14 protein-coding genes are annotated in these 21,688 nt (G+C 55.5%); 3 read left to right on the plus strand and 11 right to left on the minus strand.

What is annotated here, in order from left to right; all coding sequences use genetic code 11:
• Positions 1-21 precede the first annotated feature (21 nt).
• Complete coding sequence (locus OZX74_RS08645) at positions 22-876, plus strand: hypothetical protein (protein WP_277156504.1); 855 nt, start codon at positions 22-24, stop codon at positions 874-876.
• 135 nt (positions 877-1,011) lie between these two features.
• On the plus strand, positions 1,012-2,814 hold the full coding sequence (locus tag OZX74_RS08650) for an MFS transporter (protein ID WP_277156505.1): 1,803 nt from the start codon (positions 1,012-1,014) through the stop codon (positions 2,812-2,814).
• A 211-nt stretch (positions 2,815-3,025) separates the two neighbouring features.
• Here the strand turns inward: OZX74_RS08650 and OZX74_RS08655 are convergent, their stop codons facing one another.
• From OZX74_RS08655 to OZX74_RS08695, 9 genes are all read right to left on the minus strand, one after another.
• On the minus strand, positions 3,026-4,075 hold the full coding sequence (locus OZX74_RS08655) for a class C sortase (protein ID WP_277156506.1): 1,050 nt from the start codon (positions 4,073-4,075) through the stop codon (positions 3,026-3,028).
• A 344-nt stretch (positions 4,076-4,419) separates the two neighbouring features.
• On the minus strand, positions 4,420-6,390 hold the full coding sequence (locus OZX74_RS08660; protein ID WP_277156507.1) for an isopeptide-forming domain-containing fimbrial protein: 1,971 nt from the start codon (positions 6,388-6,390) through the stop codon (positions 4,420-4,422).
• 161 nt (positions 6,391-6,551) lie between these two features.
• Complete coding sequence (locus OZX74_RS08665) at positions 6,552-9,011, minus strand: hypothetical protein (protein ID WP_277156508.1); 2,460 nt, start codon at positions 9,009-9,011, stop codon at positions 6,552-6,554.
• 82 nt (positions 9,012-9,093) lie between these two features.
• A complete protein-coding gene (locus OZX74_RS08670; RefSeq protein WP_277156509.1) occupies positions 9,094-9,588 on the minus strand; it encodes a hypothetical protein in 495 nt (164 codons plus the stop codon).
• A gap of 1,408 nt (positions 9,589-10,996) precedes the next feature.
• Positions 10,997-12,832 (minus strand): ABC transporter ATP-binding protein, encoded by a 1,836-nt coding sequence (locus OZX74_RS08675; protein ID WP_277156510.1) that lies wholly within the window; start codon positions 12,830-12,832, stop codon positions 10,997-10,999.
• Between the two features lie 143 nt (positions 12,833-12,975).
• Positions 12,976-14,835, minus strand: coding sequence for an ABC transporter ATP-binding protein (locus OZX74_RS08680; RefSeq protein WP_277156511.1), 1,860 nt, complete (start codon positions 14,833-14,835; stop codon positions 12,976-12,978).
• A 322-nt stretch (positions 14,836-15,157) separates the two neighbouring features.
• Positions 15,158-15,688, minus strand: a complete 531-nt coding sequence (locus OZX74_RS08685; RefSeq protein WP_277156512.1) for a MarR family winged helix-turn-helix transcriptional regulator — start codon at positions 15,686-15,688, stop codon at positions 15,158-15,160.
• 325 nt (positions 15,689-16,013) lie between these two features.
• Positions 16,014-16,217 (minus strand): hypothetical protein, encoded by a 204-nt coding sequence (locus OZX74_RS08690; RefSeq protein ID WP_277146035.1) that lies wholly within the window; start codon positions 16,215-16,217, stop codon positions 16,014-16,016.
• A gap of 390 nt (positions 16,218-16,607) precedes the next feature.
• Positions 16,608-18,170 (minus strand): amino acid permease, encoded by a 1,563-nt coding sequence (locus OZX74_RS08695; protein WP_277156513.1) that lies wholly within the window; start codon positions 18,168-18,170, stop codon positions 16,608-16,610.
• A gap of 547 nt (positions 18,171-18,717) precedes the next feature.
• On the opposite strand from OZX74_RS08695, the gene OZX74_RS08700 reads away from it, so the two are divergent.
• A complete protein-coding gene (locus tag OZX74_RS08700; RefSeq protein ID WP_277156514.1) occupies positions 18,718-20,310 on the plus strand; it encodes an amino acid permease in 1,593 nt (530 codons plus the stop codon).
• 139 nt (positions 20,311-20,449) lie between these two features.
• Here the strand turns inward: OZX74_RS08700 and OZX74_RS08705 are convergent, their stop codons facing one another.
• Both OZX74_RS08705 and OZX74_RS08710 read right to left on the minus strand, forming a co-directional pair.
• Positions 20,450-21,190, minus strand: a complete 741-nt coding sequence (locus OZX74_RS08705; protein ID WP_277156515.1) for a DUF5067 domain-containing protein — start codon at positions 21,188-21,190, stop codon at positions 20,450-20,452.
• Entirely contained in the window at positions 21,172-21,519 is a 348-nt protein-coding gene (locus tag OZX74_RS08710) for a hypothetical protein (protein WP_277156516.1), read from the minus strand. The genes OZX74_RS08705 and OZX74_RS08710 overlap by 19 nt, the downstream gene beginning before the upstream one ends.
• Positions 21,520-21,688: the final 169 nt, after the last annotated feature.

Below are 21,688 nucleotides of genomic sequence, written 5' to 3' on the forward strand. Positions count from 1 at the left end.
GACCTATCTATATTGCACAACATGAACACTACAACCATAACCACACAGCACATCAACCATTCCACTGCCAGCGGGGCCGCAAAACGCAGCGAGAACTTCGGCACCGGCCGGCCGCCGCCAAGCGCGGCGAGACCGTCCATGTATCAAATCAAAAGCAACGGCCGCCCCGGCATTCTTGGGCGCAGACAACGCAATCGCAAACCGGACCGCAAAGACGCAGCCCTCGAAGGAAAGCGTTTCGAGCAAAATCTCCCGACCACCCGCAAACCGAACATAGGCGTCACCAACGTCAGCACGGTCATGACGCCGACACCCGTAAACCGCAGCACGCCCATGCTCATGAGCAATCGCGATCTGCCGGGCCCGTTAAGCATGAACCGGCTTGACGATTTCGGCGCCCTGCACCGTCTCGATGACATCAGCGCTTATCTCGCCGAATACTCGGACACGCTTTTCGGCAGAGGGATCATCATGACCAAAGTCGTGCCGAGCCACGCCATCGCCTGCGGCCGCAGTGCCCTGTGGGTATGGATGGGCGACGGTTTCCCCGATGTCATCGACATCATCTCCGGATCGCACTTCCGCTCGATGGCCTATGGCCGTCCGATCAAAACATACGATCGCTGCGTCCCCGAAGGGCACATGAGCACCATCGCGGGCCTGAAAGTGACCTCGCCGACCAGAACGGCATGCGACATCGCGCTGATGAGCGGCGCCACCATACCGGGCAAGCGTCGCTCGGAACTGATCTGCGCGATTATGCGGGAATACCATATCTCTCCAGCCGCTTGCCTCACGATCCTCGAAAAGAACCATTTCTGGCCGAATGTGCCGCAAGCCCGTCGGTTCTTCAAAGCCGTCCAATACTGTTTTTAGAATCCGCTCGTCGTCAATAGACAGATTGACGATTAAGCCCTACAAGAGAATAAAAAAGGTGAAGAGCTATCATGGTGTAATCGGCGTTCACGCTCACAGGCGATTTGAAACGCGCATCGAGAGGACAGATTTGCCATGTCATCACCGAATAAGCAGAACCGGAACCGCAGTGCGGCGAATGCGGAACGTGCCTCACACGGGGTCCATCCGATACAAAGCGTCAAACAGGTGATGCACATAGGAGCAGGCTCGCCGCAAGGCAAAACCGACAAGCCAACGATGCAGAAGGTCCATGTTCGCCGTCGCTTCCTGCGTGCCAAAGACATCACCGTCGTTGAGGAAAAGACGCTGAAACAGGCCATCGCCGGCACCGTGGTCGGCAACTTCATGGAATGGTATGATTTCGGCATCTACGGCTACCTGGCGGTAACGATGGCCAGCGTCTTCACCAGCGGGCTGCCGAAAAGCATGAGCCTGATCGTGATGCTGCTCGGCTTCGCGGTCAGCTTCCTCGTCCGGCCGCTCGGCGGCATTATTCTCGGCCCGCTCGGCGACCGCGTGGGCCGGCAGAAGGTATTGTTCCTGACCATGGGCATGATGGTGGTCTCCACCGCGCTTATCGGCATCCTGCCTACCAGCCATCAAATCGGCACCTGGGCCATTGTGCCGCTCTATGCGCTGCAGATGGTGCAAGGCTTCTCGACCGGCGGCGAATACTCCGGGGCGACCACCTACATCTCCGAATTCTCACCCGATCGCAAGCGTGGCTTCTACAGCGCCTGGCTCGACATGGGCTCCTACATCGGCTCGGCGTTCGGCGCGGCCATGGTGGCCATCACCACCATCGTGGCCGAACACGGCTGGGGCGCGGACGCCATGGTCAACGGCGGCTGGCGCATCCCCTACTTACTGACCATCCCGCTGGGCATTCTAGCCATGGCATTGCGTACCCATATCCCCGAAACCCCGCAGTTCGCGGCGCATCAGGAACGCCAGGAAGAGGAACAGGCCGAACTCTCGCACGAGGCCCGCGAAGCCGCGTGGAGGCAGGAATCACCTTGGGACCGCCCCGGCACCATGCTTTACGTCATCAAGCGCCACTGGCGCCGTTTGCTCATCGCCGTCGCCATCGTCGCAGCCACCAACACCGCCGGTTACGTGCTCACCAGCTACATGCCGACCTACCTGCGTGAAGAAGTCGGCACCACGCCCACCATGGCCGCCGCTGCGACCGTGCCGGTACTCATCATCATGGCCCTGTGCCTGCCGCTGATCGGCCACCTTTCCGACATCATCGGCCGCAAACCCATCTATGCCATCGCCGTGATCTCAACGTTCGTCCTGATCTACCCGGCTTTCCAGCTGCTGCATCACGGCACGTTCTGGGCCATCCAGGGAGCTTTGGCGATGATCGCCATCCCCGTGGCCTTCTACGCCGGAGTCTCGGCGAGTACGCTGCCGGCGCTGTTCCCGACCGAATCGCGCTTCTCCGGCATGGGACTTTCCTATAACTTCGCGGTCTCGCTTTTCGGCGGCACCACGCCGCTGGTCTCTCAGGCGTTGATCACTTTGACCGGCAATCACGACATGCCTGGTTTCTATATCATGTTCTTCGCCATTTTCAGCGGCATCGCCTGCATCGTGATGCGCGAATCCTCGGCTTCGCCGCTGCCCGGATCCATGCCGACGGTAGGTAGCGAAGAAGAGGCACGCGAGTTGGTGCTGACCCAGGAGCAGAACCCGAAGATCGACACTTCGACCATGCCGATGCCTATGATCACTGTGGAGATTCCGGTCGGTCAGACCCTCCCCCAGCGCCCGGAAAACATTAAACCGGTCATCCACAAGGACCATGATTCGGAATCTGAATCAGAAGATAATTCGGAAAACGAAAAGACGGAAAATCGGAGAAATAAAACCGATAAAACCGATAAATAATTAAATCCGATAATCAAATAATAAAGTAATCGCAGTCTCGAATACTTAACTACAGAATCTCAGCGGGACATCAGTTCAAAGCGAGACCGCCAACCGACGAACTGGAGTAAATCCCGCCGGCCTTCCCCACCGGAAAATCCCGCTGCTCCGCATACCATGCAGGGAGTTCGCCAGCCTTTCGTACCCCAAAAAGACTCTACAAAAGACTGTACTAATCCTCGTGTCGAGGCAACTTCTTTTGCGACATACGCTGGGAAAGCCACCACAACCATGTATATGGCGGCCGCATCGCGCTTTCGGAGTGCTGAATCAGCCACGGCTTACGGTGCAGCGAACGTACCGCCGCAAGCCCCAGAACCAACCCGGCGAGCGCTACGAGTACACCGAACACCACCGGATCGCCCTTGGCATTGTCCGGCTCAGGAATCGGTTCAGGAATCGGCTGCCTGGTTCCGGTGACGATCAGACGCTCCGTGTTGACCCCATAAGGCGTGCAGGTCATCAACGTGACCAGATCGCGGCCCGGAACCACCTTGTAAAGATGGGTGTCGCTCGGCTTGATGACATGGATGCCGACCACGCGGTAGCCCATGGTACGGTTCAAGGTCTGCACGTAGAAGACGTCACCTTGCTTCAGCTCGTCCAAGCGGGTAAAGAGCAGTGCGCTCGACAAGCCGGTGTGCCCGCTCAGCACGGCGTTGGTCGAAGGGCCTCCCACCGGCAGGCTCGTGCCGTAAAGATGGCCCGCGCCATGGAGCAGCACTTCATCGGAGGTGCCATGGTAGATCGGCATCTTCACCGAAATCTTGGGAATGCGGATGACACCCATCACCCCGGTGCCGTCATTTAACAGCGACTGGTATTCCTGGTCTTTCTCAGATTTTGGCTTGGCGTTGGGGTTACCGGTATCGAACGGATCGGTGAACTCGCCGAGCAGCGGCTGGCCTGAAGAAGCAATACGGGCGTTATAGGCCTGCGCGCGGTGGTATTCGTCGGCAATCTTGCCTTGCGGCCATTGGGCGACACGGCTGATGGAATCTTGGACCTGGGTGCTTTCCTTATACATATTGAACATCCAGCGGGCCGGGAACCATGCCGCGGCGACGAGGAGCGCTATCAGGCAGATGACAATCATGACATCAACGATGATGATGATAATCCTGCGTGTTTTGTTAATCTTCCCCACGCCCGCCGAAACAATGTCGTCAAACGAAGGCGCAACAGCCGTTTGAGGCTTGACCTCTTCCTGTGTTGACGTCATCTGTCGCTCCTTGACTATGAATTATTTATCATCGGCATAAAAATTAATTATTATGTACCGATCAAGAATGAAAAGATTATTGGTTATCTGCTATCAGGCATCAATAATCAATGTCGAATAATCATGAATTATCGACTTATATGGATTATTATTACAAAATTTATTCACGGATAGACCGCGGATGGGGTATGACCTGCGGTTACACAGGACATACCCCATCAACTTTTACCGAGTCGGAAAGCAGACCACACCAAACCGACCGGCTAGGGAGTCCGGGGCATCGAACCTTCAGTCAGACCGAACGAACAATGCCCTCAACTCATATATGTCTTACGGTCACACGCTCACGCGGCAACGGCGACATTCGCGTTTCCGTTGTCATTGGCACCAAGACGACGGCGCACAACAATCAGCGTTGCAGTCAGGGCACCGAGTGCCACGACCACGAGCAGCGCCAGCACCACACCAGCACCACCAGTCAACGGCAGCTGAGAGACCGAGTTCACGTTCTTGACCTTGGCGAAACCGTCGGTGAAGTTTACCGAGTGGGCAGTGGCAGTGGCGTCAACAAGACCCCAGGTATCAGCGGTATTGGTGAACGTGTTCACGTCCATATGAGAGGAATCATGTCCAAGGGTCACAGAGAAGCTGGGCTTGAAGGTGGCGGAATAGCCGCTAGGAGCGGTGACTTCTTCGACCTTGTAAGTGCCTTCGGCAAGACCGTCGACCTTCAGCTGGCCCTTGACCGAAGGAGCGTCAGTAGCAGGATCAGCAGCAACGCTACTCGAGTCATCGAACACACTAAGTTCGGTGTAGATACCGGTCCCGGCAGCCTGCGTCATAGACTTCTTATAGGAGCCATTGCCGACCTGCTTGAAGTAAATCGGGTTGTCATGGGAGTCAAGAACCTTGAACGTCGCACCGGTCAGACCAGTCCCGCTGAGCTTGGCGACCTTCTGCAGATCGAAGTCACGGAAGTAGGCCGAGGACGCGGAGTTGTCCTGACCGCTGATGACCTCGTTGCTGATGGTGCCGTTGGTGCAGCTGGAAGAAGAAACGACGCAGTTCGTATCAGTACCGTCAGGGTTCGGCGTCGGAGCAGCGTCGGTATCGGGCTGATGGTTGGTGTCATTCGAGGTATTGAGCACAGCGCCGTTCAGGAGCGCGCCGCCCTTGGCCTCGTCATTGACCTGCATCGCGAACTTGATAACAATCGCATCCTTGTAAGTCTTGGAGCGAATGGACTTGGTGAAATCGAAGACAAGCAGCTTGGTGCTGGTGGACGGAGCATCATACTTGACTTCTTTAATCTCATAATCCGTGGCAGGTACTTCGGTACCGCCAATGGTCACGGTTACGTCGCCGGTTCCGGTATAGGTCAGGCCGGCCTGCGAGGTAGCATCAGTCATGTTGAAGATGTAGTGCTTATAACCGGTGGTCAGCGGAACAGTGCTGTCGAGCTCATAATGAAGCTTGCCGCCGATCGAGGGATCATTGGTCGCGGAAGTATCAAGCTTCTTGGTAATCGACGATTCATCGGCCTTCATGTTGATCTTGCCAAGCTCGGTGGTGCCCAGCGTGTTGAGAACGTAACTGGGCGTAGAGGTGGAAGGATCAGCCTTAGTCGTGATGCCAGTGCTGACCAACATCGGGATCGAGTTCTTCTGAGCGGTGGTGGTCGCCGAGAAGTCAGAAGTGATGTCCTCTACCAGATAGATGCCAGGAGTGCCCACGGTAATCGTAGCCTCAGTAGTAGCAGGATCGGTTGAAGCCACAGGTCCGGTGGTAAGACTCGACCCAGTGAACTTCGCGTTCCAGCCGGAGGTATCGGTCAGATTGGTGACGAACTTACGAAGATTGCCGTTCCAGGCTTTAGCTTCGGTATTCGAAGCCGTATCTTCGCCACTACTGCCGTAGCCAAGCCACTTGTTGGCAACTTCACCTACTGGGTTGCCAGCAAAGCCAGCATCCTCATCCGTTGAAACACCCAAATCGCTTTTAGTGGTAACCAATGCGGCTGCCGCGTCGGTTTCCACACCCGCAACAGTGCCGACCGACACAGAAGTCAGTTTGTTTGTGCTCAGATCGGCGGTCGCGTTGTCGTAAGTGCCAATCTGGACCGCGGCAAACTTGTGTCCGGTTATGCTGTGGCCGTTGCCATTGATGGTAATCGTGCTCTTGGTGTTGTCTACCTGAGTACCCATGTCGATGTTGGTCTCGGCAGCGTTTGCGACGCCGAGAGGTGCCAGTGCGAGAAGGGTGGCGGCGGATACCGCTGCACCTACAAACGCACGAAGACTGACTTTCCTATTCATGGAATGCCTTCCTTTTCCTTTATTTCCTTTTTGCATTCGATTGCTCGAATAAAATTGTTCTTTTTCGTATGTGCCACGCGATGGTTCGACGAGGCATAAGTTCATTACTTACCCAGTGTCAAGTCGTTTACCTCCTTGCATGGGATCGGAATTCACATACGTCACTTCGCGTGCACCCCCTTATGGACCAAACGGGAATGCGCCTTTCGGAAGACGACATAAGCTGTGACTGCGATGACCACGGCCGCCAGTGCCAGCAGTAGCGTCCATCGCGAGAACCCACCGGTGAACGGCAGCTTGCTGAGAGCCGGCTCCGGATTCATGCTGAGGTCTTCCTCAACGGATTGGTTAGTGGAGCTATCGGTGACCTTGACCTTGACAATACCTTTGCGCATACCTTCAGGCAAAGAAATCTGCCAATAACCTTTGGGTTTGCCACTGGAGGAGTTGTCAATCGTCGTAGTTGACGTTGTATTGTCGGGCCAAGTGACGGTGACCGTCGCACCTTCTTCATTGACGCCTCCGGTCACGGCATTGGAGTCCGCGGGGACGGCAGTGCCGATCACACCCCGCCAATCGGCTGAAATCATACCCGGTTTCGGCGCAAAAACATTGACTTCTGAGGCCTGGGTGGCAGCGGCGGATTCGGTACCATCTGAAGTCTTCGAAATCGCGCTGAACGTCCACTGGTCACCTTCGGTGCCCACGTTGTCGGCGAACCAGCTCGGGTCGATGACGCACTGCCAAGTAGTGCTTCCCTGCGGAAGATTATTGATGCTGTAGCTGCTCGAAGTGTTGCCGATCGAACACGAAACCTTCGAATTACCCGTCAGCTCCGTGCCGTTTGGGCTACTGCTCGATGGTTTCACCTTGCCTTTGGCATAGATATGCAACGCAGATCCGCCGTCCGTCGAGGAAACGGTGCCGGAAATCTTTACCTTGGAGCCCGTGGGCAAAGCCGCCGTATTAGTCGAAGTGTTTAGTACCGTATGTGGCACATCGGAGTTGAGATGGGTACCATCCGGCTTCGATATGATTGCATTGAACGTCGGAGCGGCGTCGGGACCTGAATAGAAATCGACTATCGAAATGTCCGACACATGCGAAGAGACTTGCATCTGGTCAGTGGGATCTACTTCATAGGCATGATAACGGCGCACTCGTTCGCCCTTTTTGGTATTATCAACCTGGGTAGTGTCCTGTATCGCCCAAGTTCCATCCGCCGCGACTGTCGCCGTGCCTACTTCGGTACCAAGGTTATCATATTGGTCACCGTTATCGTTAGAACCACTCTCATTCTTCTTCATGATTCTATTGGTAAGGGTCCCGCTTGAATCGGTACGATTGGGAACGTCATAATAAAGGTGCACAATGTCACCGGCCACGGCGTTATCACCACGAATCGTCGGCTCGCTGGCATGCGACCATGCTTTGTTATCTCCCAATGAAAGTTGTGGATCTGTAGAATCGCTAGGGAAATCTACAAAGTTCTGGCGCTGGGCCGTTGTATCTTCGTTATCATCCGAGACCTGAAGAATCGTAGGTGCTTTAGGACGAGCGACGTCGAACTTGTAGAATGCAGTGCCGACAGTCCAACCTGTATCAATCTGCTGTTGAACAGCTGTTTGATTATTGACGGCCATCGTGTCATCGATGCCGTGGGCTTCAAGGTTAGGATTAGCCAAAGGATCGGTCGCAGTGCAGCTGGAATCGACAACAGGCCAAGTGACCAGTTTGAAATAACCGTCGAGCTTCTGATCGTCCTTGGCTTTTTTAAAGTCAATGCTGCCATCAGATTTCATCGCGGAATTCGCGTTGCCGGCATCATCTACCATCAGGGTGTTGCCATTACTGTTAGGAGAATTCAATGCAGTCAGTCCAGTAAAAGTAGGCTGATCCCCGATATGCTTCCGAGTACCATTGTTATAAGCATCTATGGTAAATTCCGTACCACTCGTTGGATAGTAACCAACCAATGGCACATTATTGACTTCCTTAGCAGTAGGTGTGAGGTCTTTGACCGGAACCCAATTTTTCCCGTCCTGCAAACCTATCCACTGGTATTTGAAACCACTGACCTTCGAACATGGATCGTTTGCGTTTTTTCCGTTGAGCGCTGAATCATACCAACGGACAAAGAAAGATTTTGGCGGAGCAATTCCTGGTCCGGTAGAGACACCGGCACGCGATTCCGAGAATCCGTTATCGGTAGTAAGTCCCCAGTTCGACTGCCCACCACCCTGGCCGCCGACATCACTCCAAAGCATGGGCCATTCATCGAACCCAACCCACGATTGAGGAATATTGCAACCATGATTGTATGAACCATTGTAACAAATGCCCGGGTATGCAGTCTGATCAGCATCCGTAGCTACATTCGAAGCAAACGGCGCTCCGTCACCTGAAGTGAGGTAAGTATTAATCGCAGAAGCCTTCTGGCCGCTCCAACTGCCACTAAGACTGCTGCTGACATACGCGTTGAGCCAATTATATGCGCTAGATCCCGAACTATCAGGACTCCTGTCCACCGGGCCTACAAGAGCCCAAACGTGCTGTTTCCATACGGCTCCATGAGCATTGGCCCGGTTCCAATAGGTGCTCTGCTCATCGGGAATGTTCATATCCCCTTCAATGGAAACCGTGACGAAATCATAAGGACCCGAGCTCTGCACGGAAAGAATAGTATAATATTCTTGGTTATTTTCAGCCCATTTCGTCGCTCCGGCTTTTTTGTCGCCTCCTAAAAATGGTATTTAGATACCTGACCTTATGAGCATAGTTCGGATAAAGATCTCCGTTACTGCTGACACCACCATCGCCGTAATCGTATATTATTCTCAGACCAGTATCGCCGCTGGTCGCAACTGTGGGATCGACTTCGCCATGTGCAACACGGACCACGAAATCCATACGCATTTCATCACGCAACGTATCGATCTTATTGTTATTAGCCAGAAGCTTATACAACACAGGCTTGCGGGACGCACCGTTGTGCATCGGGTCTACGGACTGCCACTTCCAATCGTTGTTGGCTTGCGGCCCGACCCCGCCGCCTCGGACACTCATGCCACTTTGGCTGCTCACCCCAAGGTTATCAGCTGATACGGGTACTTTCGCTGCGACTATCGCAACTGTAACCGTCAGTACGACGGCAGCTACGAGCCCTATCAGTCGTGTAAGGAGCCTCTGACGCTTCATTCAATCAACTTCCCTAAATATTCTTTTCATCACAAAGTTGCCGACTTTGTTGAAGTCCGTTACCTTGTCATTGCCTATTTACTAGTGCAATTCTCGAGTTTCTCAATGCCAAAAGAAAACCTTTGACATCTTTCTTTTCCTGTAATTCGTTTTTAATAATAGCACTCATAATACAAATCAATTTAGCAATGAATACAACAAAAACCCTTTATTTTTCAACAAAAATAAACAGACAAATTTAAAATGTACATTATCTTAATATAATTAAAATTATTCGACATGAAAATTAGCTACAAAAACCAAGGGTCTTACGTCAAAGGGTTTAAATGAAATGCGACAAAAAAAATTTGTGAAGATTCTGATAAGTTCACATTTTTCGCTTAAGACGAAATACATCAGTTTGCGGGCTATAGGCCAGGCTATGTGGTTCACAATTCAAGTTTGACCTTGTGGGAGCAAACATTTCGCTATGGTATTTTCCGGCGGATTTTAACGAGCTTTTCCGGTAGTCCTGAACCGTGTGAGGACGAGATCGAAGAAAAGGAAACGATGGCCGGCGGTAAGTATGAGGTGGAACAGGCTCCGGCCGCAGAAAAGGGGCTCGGGCCTTTTACAGCAGCGGAGGAGCCGCTCATGCGCCCACCACCGCTTCCTTCCAGCCGCATACGCCGAATCGCCCTTCGCCATGGTGCACTTCATTGACGGTTCCCTTCCACCGCTCGTACTACGCATTGAGGCCTTCGTCCAATCTCGCCGCCTTTTCGGTCACATGCACCCTGAACAGCCGGGATTACAGCTTCCGCAATTCCTTGGCAGCCTGGATCCTGGGCTGGTGGGTAAGGTTGAGATTCGTGTAGCTGTGAGCGCCCTAGGCAGCGCCACAACCTAGTTCCCAGCCACCCCGCTGCGGGCATGGGGATCACCATTCCGACCCGCCGTCATCACCGGCGGCCGTGCCGGAACGATCACCCTGCTCGGCAAAGATATGACCGCCGAGCAGCCACGTGAGGACACATCCAGCTCGCGACGCAGCGTTGCATGGCCCTTGTAGTTGAGGGGTACCCGGCTGGTCGAGCATTCCAGGCAGCACCAGCGCTGCCGAACCTCCGAGGTCCCGCCGCCATGCCTCGACCTCGCCCTCACACCGTTCGGACCTACTGGGAAAGCTCGCTTAGAATCCGCCGAGAAATAACACAGCGAAACGCTACTCCCACAAGGTCAAACCCGAATCATAAACCAAATATTCTGACCCATAACTTCAATTTGTGAACATTCCGACCAAACTGAAACAAATCTACACGCGCGGAAGGCCCATTCACTGCGTCCTACGCAGTGAATGGGCCTTTAAGATGGGACTTAACTCCGCTACCTTTTACTGTTGCAAAACCCCTGAATTTATCGACGAATCTTACTCGACCAACTCGGAGAACTGGCTGTTGTAGAGGTCGGCGTAGAAACCGCCGGCAGCCAACAACTCGCCGTGGGTACCGCGCTCGACGATGTCGCCGTGGTTCATCACCAGGATCATGTCCGCGTCCTTGATGGTCGAGAGGCGGTGCGCAATCACGAAGCTCGTGCGGCCCACCGTCAGCGCGTCCATCGCCTGCTGAATCAGCTCCTCGGTGCGGGTGTCGACCGACGAGGTGGCCTCGTCCAAGATCAGGATTGGCGCGTCCTGCACCATCGCGCGGGCGATGGTCAGCAACTGGCGCTGGCCGGCCGAAAGCGAGGTGTTGTCGTCGAGGACGGTGTCGTAGCCCTGCGGCAGCGAGCGCACGTAATGATCGAGCCCGACGGCCTTGCACGCCTGCTCGATCTGCTCATCGGTGACGCCTTTCTTGGCGTAGGCGACATTTTCGCGCACGGTGCCATGGAAGACCCACGTGTCCTGCAACACCATCGAGAACTGCTCGTGTACGTTGGCTCGCGGCACGGTGGAGGTGTCGATGCCGTCGATGGTCATGGAGCCGCCGTCGATGTCGTAGAAGCGCATCAGCAGATTGACCATGGTGGATTTGCCGGCCCCGGTCGGGCCGACGATGGCGACTTTCTGGCCCGCCTTCACCGACGCAGAGAAGTCGTGAATAATCGTCTTGCCGGGCTCGTAGCCGAAGTTGACATCCTTGAATTCGACGTCGCCGCGCACACGCGCGGGCTTGCCGGTCTTCGGGTCGCGGCCGAGCAACGCGGGCTTCTTGCTCTCGTCGCTCATCTCGGGCTCCTCGAGGAAGCCGAAGACGCGCTCGGATGCGGCGGCGCAACGCTGCAGGTTCTGGAAGGCCTGTGCGAACTGCGAAAGCGGCTGGGTGAAGAGACGGACGTACATCATGAAGGCCACGATGACGCCGAACTCGATCTTGCCGTCGATGGCGAGCGCCCCGCCCACAATGCAGACCGCGACGAAGCTCAGGTTGCCGATCATGTTCATCATCGGGCCCATCAGGCCGGAGAGGAACTGGCTCTTCCACGCGGAATCGTAGAGGTCGTTGTTGTACTTCTCGAAGCGGCGGATGGAGTCGGCCTCACCGTTGTAGGCCTTGACGACGGTGTGGCCGGCGTACATCTCCTCGACATGGCCGTTAACCTCGCCGAGCGCGAGTTGCTGCTGGGCGAAGTACTTCTGCGAGTATTTCATGATGAGCATCATCACCACGATGCCCAGAATCGAGACCACGATGGCGCAGACGGTCATGATGACGTTGTTGTAGAACATCATCGCCAGCGAGCCGACGAAAAGCGTGACCGAGGTGATCAGCATGCCCAGCGACTGGCCCAGGGTCTGGCCGATGGCGTCGACGTCGTTGGTGATGCGCGAGAGCACGTCGCCATAGCTGGTCTTGTCGAAATACTTGAGCGGCAGCTTGTTGATCTTGTCACTAATCGAGCGGCGCAGGCTCTGGCCGACGCGCTGGGTGACCGTGGCCATCATCCACTGCTGGACGTAGCCCAGCACCGCGTACCCCGCGTACAGACCGACCAGCAGCCACGCGATGCGCGTGACCTCGCCCATGTCGACCGCGCCCATCACCGGCTTGCCGTGCACCATGGCGGGCAGCCCCTTGGCGATGGCGTTGGTCATGTTCTTCAGCTGGTCAGGCCCGATGATCTGGCAGATAGTGCCGGCGGCGCCCAGCACAAGCGCGACGACGATAGCGGGCACGTACTTCTTGCAGTACCGCACCAGCTTGGCCATCACTCCGCCGAAATCGGCCGGCTTCTCGACCGGTCCCCTCATTCTTGGCATTTTGGCTACTTTCCTATAAATCTAACGTTTTGTTTGTTTTCATAATCGGTTTGGCTGACGATGGGAGGGCGGAAGGCGAACGCTTCATTCCGATATTTATTGGCATATCGTAATTTCGCAACATTTCTGCCGTCCCTTAATCATTACGCAGCCAGCTCGTCGGGACTCAGCTGGGACTCGGCGATCTGCTGGTAGACCTCGCAGGTGGCGAGCAGCTCCTTGTGCGTGCCGAGGCCGACGACCTTGCCATCATCGAGCACGACGATCTGGTCGGCGTCCATGATGGTGCCGACGCGCTGGGCAACGATGAGCTTGGTCGCGTCGGCCGCGTGCTCCTTCAGGGCGTCGCGCACCGCACGGTCGGTCTTGAAATCGAGCGCGCTGAACGAGTCATCGAAGACCATGATCTCGGGGTGGCGGTAGACGGCGCGGGCGATGGAAAGCCGCTGCTTCTGGCCGCCGGAGACGTTGGAGCCGCCTTGCGCAATCGGCGCATCGTAGCCGCCTTCCATGCGGTCGACGAACTCGCCGGCCTGCGCCACCTCACTGGCGGCGCGGACATCGGCTTTTTGCTCGGCGCTCAGCTCGTCGCGCTGGCTTTCACCGGCAATCAACTCCAATTCGCGCTTGCGCCCAGCCGCGGTTGAGGTGTCGGCCACCTCGACGGTTTCGGCATCTCCGGGCTGGTCGCCGTAGCTGACGTTGGACGCCACAGTGCCCTTGAACATCACCGATTGCTGTGGCACGTAACCGATCTTGTCGCGCAGCGCCTTGATGTCGTAATCACGGACGTTGACGCCGTCGATCAACACCTCGCCCTCGGTGGTGTCATAGAAGCGCGGCACGAGATTGACCAGCGTGGATTTGCCCGAACCGGTGGAGCCGATGAAGGCAACGGTCTGGCCACGGCGGGCGGTGAAGCTGACGCCGCGCAGCATCTCGTCGCGGGTGTCCGGGTAGGCGAAGCCGACGTTGCGGAACTCGACGGTGCCGGTCTCGCCGGGTTTGCCCTCGCGCACGGAACCAGACTTGACGGAAGGCTCGGTGTCCAACACCTCCATGACGCGCTGGGCGGAGACGTCGGCGCGCGGCCACAGTACGAAGACCATGCTTAGGAGCAGGAACGCCATGATGACCTGCATCGCGTAGCTGGAAAAGACGACCATATTCGAAAAATCGGTAAGCTTGTCGGCCGGCAGCGCGGCGTCCTTGATGAGGTAGGCGCCGATCCAGTAAATCGCCAGGCCCAGCCCGTTCATCACGCTGGACATGACCGGAATCATCGCGGCCATCGCGCGGGTGGTGAACAGTTGCGTGCGGGTCAGGTCGTCATTGACGCGGGCGAACTTGGCCTCCTGATAGTCCTCGGCGTTATAGGCGCGGACGACGCGCAGGCCGGTCAGGTTCTCGCGGGCGACGGCGTTGATATTGTCGGTCAGGCGCTGCATCGAGCGGAACTTCGGCATGACCAGAGTCATGATGATGACGACGAACACCAGCATCGCGACGGTGGCGATCCCTGTGGCGAGCGTCCATTGGAAGCCCTTACCTGCGATCTTGCACACCGCCCAGACCGCCATGATCGGAGCGCGGAAGACCAGCAGGACGCCCATAGTGATGAACATCTGGATCTGCGTGATGTCGTTGGTGGAACGGGTGATGAGCGAGGCCGTGGAGAATCTGCTCATCTCGGCCGGCCCGAAGGACTCGACCTTACGGAACTCGAGCGAACGCAGGCGTTGGCTGAACGAGGCGCCGACGCGGGCCATGAAGTAGCCGACGGCGATGGCGCAGACCACCGAGCCCAGCGAGACGAGCAGCATCTTGCCGCCCTCTTTGAAGATGTCAGCCATCTTACTGCCCGGCGTCTCGACCAGCGCCGTGACCTGCGACATGTAGTCCGGCAACTTCAGATCGAAAAAGACCTGGCCGGCGATGAAGGCAAGGCTGAGCAGCATCTGACCGATCTCCGTTTTGGAGAGGTATTTGCTGATACGAAGCATGGATCCCCTTTCATATTTGTTGTGGCCTCGGAGTCGTAATTACCGAGCACCCATAATGATTAACGATGTTAAATATTTTGTTGACTGAACGTACAATACTCGCGGCCGCTGGATTGTGTCTGCTTTTCACCCAACGCGTAGGAACGCGCGGAACCAAACGCCGTTTATAGCATTTAGCACGAATTCCGCTAGAAAACGGTCACCGACAATCTCCAAGCGACCGATTCATAGCATTTGCTTCGTTATGCCAGTAAGTGGCCGCCGAAAATCGCCAAGCGGACGACTTTCAGCGCTCCTATTCAATTATGCGAAAAATCGCCCATTACCCGTCGGCCTGTGAAGAAGAGGCCTCGGCCTTCCGCTTTTCGCTTTGCTCACGCTTGGCGGCGAACGCTGCGGTGACTTCTTCCGCGCTAGGCCTGGGAGCGCCAGGCTTGCACACTGACATATAGGTCATGAACTCCTGGGAGAGCTCGACGAACTCGCGCGTGCGGCGCTCCCCCATCTGCGAGAATATCCAGCGGACGACCGAATCGATGTCATCGCGGTCGCGTTCGGCCTGCTCGGTGCCTTTCGGCGTCAGCGAGACCAAGATATTGCGTCGGTCATGATCATCGATCTTCCGGGTGATATAGCCCTTTTTCTCCATGGAACCCAGCAACGCCGAGATCCTGCCGGAGCTTGCATGTAACGCTTCGGCCAGACGCGAGGGGGTTTGGGTGCCATGCTTGAGCAGATGACGCAGCACAAAGGGCTCGCCCTTGCCTGCGCCCTCGACCTGATGCCACATGGCCGATTTGCTGCCATGCACCGTATCACGCAGCGATTGAAGCGCTTCCTGTTCGAATCCCATGACCGTTCCGTTTCTGACAATTAATGCTGACGATTAATGCATACGTAATGCTAACACCATTGAATAGCTAACACTATTAATATTCTACTAATTGTGAAAAACATCATATTCTGGATACAATATCCGATCGTTCCGGTATCGCTATTGCTCCATGCTGAAAACGGTCGTGCCATATGAATACTGAACAAACCTTGGCCCGGCATTTAGAGGAAAAGAACCGACCCGCCTGTAGGCAATAAAAAACCACCCGTCGTATAAGCGACGAGTGGCAGGCGCCTACGTTTTCAGGCGCAGACACAGAATCTTATAAAACCTGAATCCGAGCTCAGGCCTTTGCAACCGGACGAAGATCAGCATGATGACGCTTGAGATACTCACCGACCGCCTCACGAATGAGTACAGAAGGACGAACCTCTTCATCCGCCGCTCCCGAAAGAACCCAATCAGCGAGCTCCGACGTCGCACGAACGCACCAAGTACGCTCTTGAAGCTGACGAACCCCATGCTGTGCCTTAACCGCCTTAGCCATTTCCTACCTCCATTATTATTCGCGAAAATCTGCTTTACAGATAAAAATATTGTATCACTTTGGCGTCTGACGAAACAGATTCGAGGCCGATTGCAAGCCAACTATTGCCGCACAAACGACATTGATGTAAGTTTTTTCTCGACGTTTTTATATTTCAAAGTAATACAATATTCAGATTTGGCAGCCCGATTTCCAAATTCTCACAACGGTTTTCGCAATCACGTTCCGATAAAAAATATCACTAATGTAAAATTATTTGCAATACTTTTGGGAGGTAAAACCTTTTTAAAAAAAAAAAAATCATGCTCTCAGCATAATCAGCCTGAGACAGGACGGAGGCGCCCTCATCAAACGTTCCAACTGAACATATTCGAGGGCGCAGGCAGTTTTTCAGACTAAAAGCTCGGCCTTTTTCCCTCGATACCGAATCAGGCTGTAACCGCCGAAAAGCACCAGCCAGACCAGCCCGGCTATAGCCGAACCACGGGTGTCGGGAGCCAAGAACAACGTAGCGTAGATGAACACGAAGAAGAAGATCGTCAGCGTATTCGTGAGCTTGTAGGCCGGCATCACGAAACCGTCGGCCTCGAAATCGGCGGAACGGCGATAGCACTGGTGCGCCACCATCGTCAGAATGTAGATGAAGATGATCGCGGCGCTGGAGGCCGAGGCGAAGAGCACGAACGCGCTGGAAATCTGCGGAATCGCGTTAATGACCGGCGAAAGCAGGATGAAGCAGGCGGAGACCACGATGGCGCGGGCCGGAACCCTGTTCTTCGAGACGACGCCAAGCTTCTTGAGCGTGGGCGAGGTGGAGACCTCGGCGAGCTGGAAGAGGTGGCGACCGGCGGAATAGAGCAGCGAGTTCAACGCGGAGGACGCAGCGGTGATGACCACGAAGAAGACCAGCGCCGAGGCCCACTTGAGGCCCGCGTACTGGAAGACCATGATGAACGGGGAGGCGAAGGAGCCGTCCTTGTTCGGCTTGAACGACTGCCACGGCACAATCAGCATGATGGCGATCAGCGCGCCGACATAGAAGATCAGGATGCGCATGATGATCTCGTTGATGGCTTTCGGCAGCACCTTGCGCGGGTTTTTGGTCTCGCTGACGGTGACGCCGACGAATTCGATCATCTCGTAGGAGAAGAAGACCATCTGGAAAGCCATGAGGAAGGCGACCCAGCCGTTGGGCGCCAAGGTCAGGCCGTTGAAGATGTTGTCTAGGCCCGCATGGCCGGCCGGGCTGATATGGTCGACGCCGTGGACCTGCACGGCGGGATAGTGGAAGTTGACGATGACCATAACCACGGCGGTGACGATCAGGCCGACTATCAGGGTGATCTTGATCATCGAGAACCAGAATTCGGTCTCGCCGAACGCTTTGACCGCAATGAGATTGATGATCGCGAGCAATGCGAGGAAGCAGACCTCGATCAGCGGCTGCCACGCGCGCAGATCGAAGCCGAATGTGTCGAAGAAGGTGACGAAATACGTGCCGACCGCGGTTATTTCGCTCAAGCCCATAAGGATAAGGACGATCCAGTAGGTCCAGCCTGCGAAATGCCCCCAGCCGGAGCCGAGGTAACGGCCGATGAAATTGATGAAGGTATGCTGGTCCGGATCGTGATACATCAGCTCGCCGATGGCCCGCATCAGGAGGAACATCATCAGGCCGACGAGGATGTAGACCAGGATGATGCTGGGGCCGGTGAAGGCGATCGACTTGCCGGAGCCCAGGAACAGGCCGGTGCCGATGGTGCCGCCGATGGCGATGAACTGGACGTGGCGATTGCTCAGGCCACGCTCGAGCTGGTTGGTGGTTTCGCCGACGCTACCGCCGCCGACATTGCCCGAGGTGTCGTTCGCCGCGTTCGCCGACGAACCGTTTGCAGCTTTGGCGTTGATATCGGCATTGGCTGCAGCATTCCTGCTTTCATCCATTTGTGTCATCATCCTTCCTTCGCTACTTGCCGCTTATGCGCGCAATAGAGAATAGAGTACGCCGCGAGAGATGACATCAAGGTTTCACGGCACTGCCCGAAGGGATTTATTACCCACAAAATGGCAATATGTGATAAAAAATAGTGAAAATAATTCGACATTCCCCCTTAGACAATGCGACATTTCAGTATTTATCACTCACTTTCAGACTAAATGCAAAGGTTTTGGGCTCCGTCTCATAACGTGGACCATTCCACAACATAAATGAGAATTTATATTCCAAATAAACCAAAACAGCTCGAGCGGAACGGGACAAGTAAACGAGTCTACTTGCTGGAGCGCGAGAATGCTCTCGCCAAATCCCGAACCAACCAACGCAAATATCCCCTTACGGCCTTAGACTTTCGAAATGTTGGGGAAATTTTCAAACGAGCCGCACACGCCAGCCGCCAATCACGGTCGAACGACCCGCGTGGTCTATTTCCGTCAAAGCGCCGCGCCGAAACGCGCGACACGTAATACACGAGCAGGGAATCCCGTGAAAGAGGAGCGCCACATGACTGGTCAGTCGGGCACAATAATAGGTAACGCCACAAAAGGTGGGAACGGCACAGGGGAAACCGGCAAACCGCAAAAGCATGGCGGAGGCAACCACGTCCTGCGCAAGCTCAAGACCCGACAAATCTCGATGATCGCACTCGGCGGGTGCATCGGCACCGGCCTTTTCATGACCTCCGGCGGCACCATCGCCGAAGCCGGGCCTGGCGGCGGACTCGTGGCCTACGCGGCCATGGGCGTGATGATCTACTTCTTGATGACCAGCCTCGGCGAGCTCGCCACCAACATGCCCGTCTCCGGATCGTTCGCCGTCTACAGTTCCAAATACGTCGACCCGGCGCTCGGCTTCGCGATGGGCTGGGACTACTGGCTCAACTGGGCCATCGCCGGCGCCACCGATATCTCGACCGCCGCGCTTTTGATGCAGTACTGGTTCCCGAAGTCCCCGGGCTGGGTGTGGAGCCTGACGATGCTCGTTATCATCTTCTGCCTCAACGCCTTCGTGGTCTCCGCGTTCGGCGAGACGGAATTCTGGCTGGCGCTGATCAAGGTCGTCACCATCATCATCTTCATCGTCGTGGGGCTGCTGATGATCTGCGGCATCATGTTCCAGCCGGCCGTCGGTTTCAAGAACTTCACCTATAAAGGCGGGCCGTTCATCGGCGGTTTGCCCGCAATCATGGGCGTCTTCCTCATCGCCGGCTACTCGTTCCAAGGCACCGAGGTCGTGGGCGTGACCGCGGGCGAATCCGAGAATCCGACGCAGGCGGTGCCGAAGGCCATCAACAACGTCTTCTGGCGCATCATCCTCTTCTATCTGCTTTCGATCTTCGTGATCGCGGCCATCATCCCCTACACCGACCCGAACCTGCTCGGCGCTTCCGACAGCAACATCGCGATGTCGCCGTTTACCATCGTCTTCGAGAAGGCCGGGCTGGCGGGCGCGGCAAGCATCATGAACGCCGTCGTGCTCACCTCGATTTTGTCGGCCGTCAATACGGGCGCCTACGCCTCCAGCCGCATGCTCTACGGCATGGCGAAAGACGGCTATGCACCGAAGTTCCTGGGAACCACCACCAAGCGCGGGGTGCCGCTGGCGGCCCTGATCACCACGCTGTGCATCGAGGCGCTGGCGTTCTCGAGCAGTATTTTTGGCCCGAAATTCTATATGTGGCTGGTCACCGCGACCGGCCTGACCGGCTTCATCTCCTGGATCGGCATCGCGCTGAGCCACTTCCGCTTCCGTCGCGCGTTCAAGCTGCAAGGCCACAAGCTCTCTGAGCTCAAGTACCGCGCCAAGCTCTTCCCGTTCGGGCCTCTCCTGGCCATCGTGCTCTGCTTGCTGGTGATCTGCGGACAGGACCTGCCAGGCTTTGCCTCCGGTAACTGGGGCGAGCTGCTGGCCACCTATTTCAGCGTCATCCTCGTCGCCATCCTCTACTTCGGCTTCAAATTCACGCGCCACACCCACATCGTGAAACTCGCGGACATGGACGTCTCCTCGGCCCGCCCCGAAGTGCTGAAAGATCGCGAAAAGGATACGGCGAGCGCAACAAGTGCAGAAACCAGGGCTTCGTCAACCCAGCGCTGAAACAGAAACCAGAATCGATAAGGTAATCAAAGAACATGAACCTACAAAAAAATCTGTTCTCTCGAATCGTTTCTTAGGCGGTTCGAGAGAACAGATTTTCCCCAAAAATCACGATTTGCTATTACAAACCGTGAATTTATTACTTGATGTTGATTCTTTGTATAATATATGTCGTATCGTCGAGATCAGTGCCTGATTCAATCGTCACATCCACTGGTGTTGAGCCATCAACAAGCTCATAGGCAACCGTGACCTCCAAACTATCGTTGGGCGCTACGTCAGTAATATCGGATTGTCCGTCATACCCCTTATATCCGCCATCCTTGTGCGGCAGATAGTCCTCTGAAAGACTTACGCCATTCTGGGAAACCGAGTCATCGACAGCTCGCAGAAAAGAAAGCTTCTCCTTGCTGGTGTTTTTATAATCATAGGTGATGATTAATGTCGCATGTCCTTCAGTATCTTTCGGCCCTCTCTCGGCGGAGGCGATTTTCACATCAGCGCCCTTAAGACTCCCGCTGCCTTTCAGTATCTTCAGTTTCGGGTTCTTGTAATCCTGCTCTTCCTTCTTCTCGTCTTTGTTACCCTGAGGAGGGGCGTAGATGGCCGAGGAATCCAAAGGATCTCCTTTACTGCCGTTGAGCCTTGCCATTGTGGTACTGAACGAGCCGATGAACACGATGACGGACAGGATGGCGGCAATGATGCCGGTGACCAAGCCGCCGATCGACATACCTTTGCCGCGAAGCCTTTCGGCGTTGATCTTACGCATGGAGATGAGGCCGGTAACGATGGCGGCAACGCCACAGCCGATACCTACGATGGGAATCCAGAACATGACTATGGCAACAATGCCCAAAATCAGCGCGACAACGGCCATCCCAGGACGCTTCGCCCCAGGTCCGAACGGATGCTCGGGCTCCATACCCATCGGGGCTGCGATGCCATACCCATCGGCGGCTGGGACGTCGGCCCTACCGGCTGCTGCGGCATCTGGCCTGCTTGCTGCTGTTGTGGCATCTGGTTGAAATGAGGCTGGAATGCCGGGTCAACCGGCTGCTGGGGCATCTGGCCCATCGGCGGCTGCGAAGCCACCTGGCCACCATATGGCACATTGGGCTGGGACATAGCGCCATCATTGTATGGATTGTCATTGTATGGATTGTCATTGTATGGATTGTCATTGTACGGATTGTCATTTTCCTGCATAGTTGTCGTCCTTCTCGCAATCTTCCCAGCAACGGGCCATCCATTTATTTTATCAATAAAAATGAATATTGGTCACAATATAACTGTTCTCAGGCTCCAAGATACTTGTTTCAGCCAACAGAACGACAGGAAGATATCGGATTATAAAGTTTTGTCGGCAGACTGGCAG

This window comes from Bifidobacterium sp. ESL0798, assembly GCF_029395415.1.
In the GTDB taxonomy this organism is placed as follows: Bacteria; Actinomycetota; Actinomycetes; order Actinomycetales; family Bifidobacteriaceae; genus Bifidobacterium.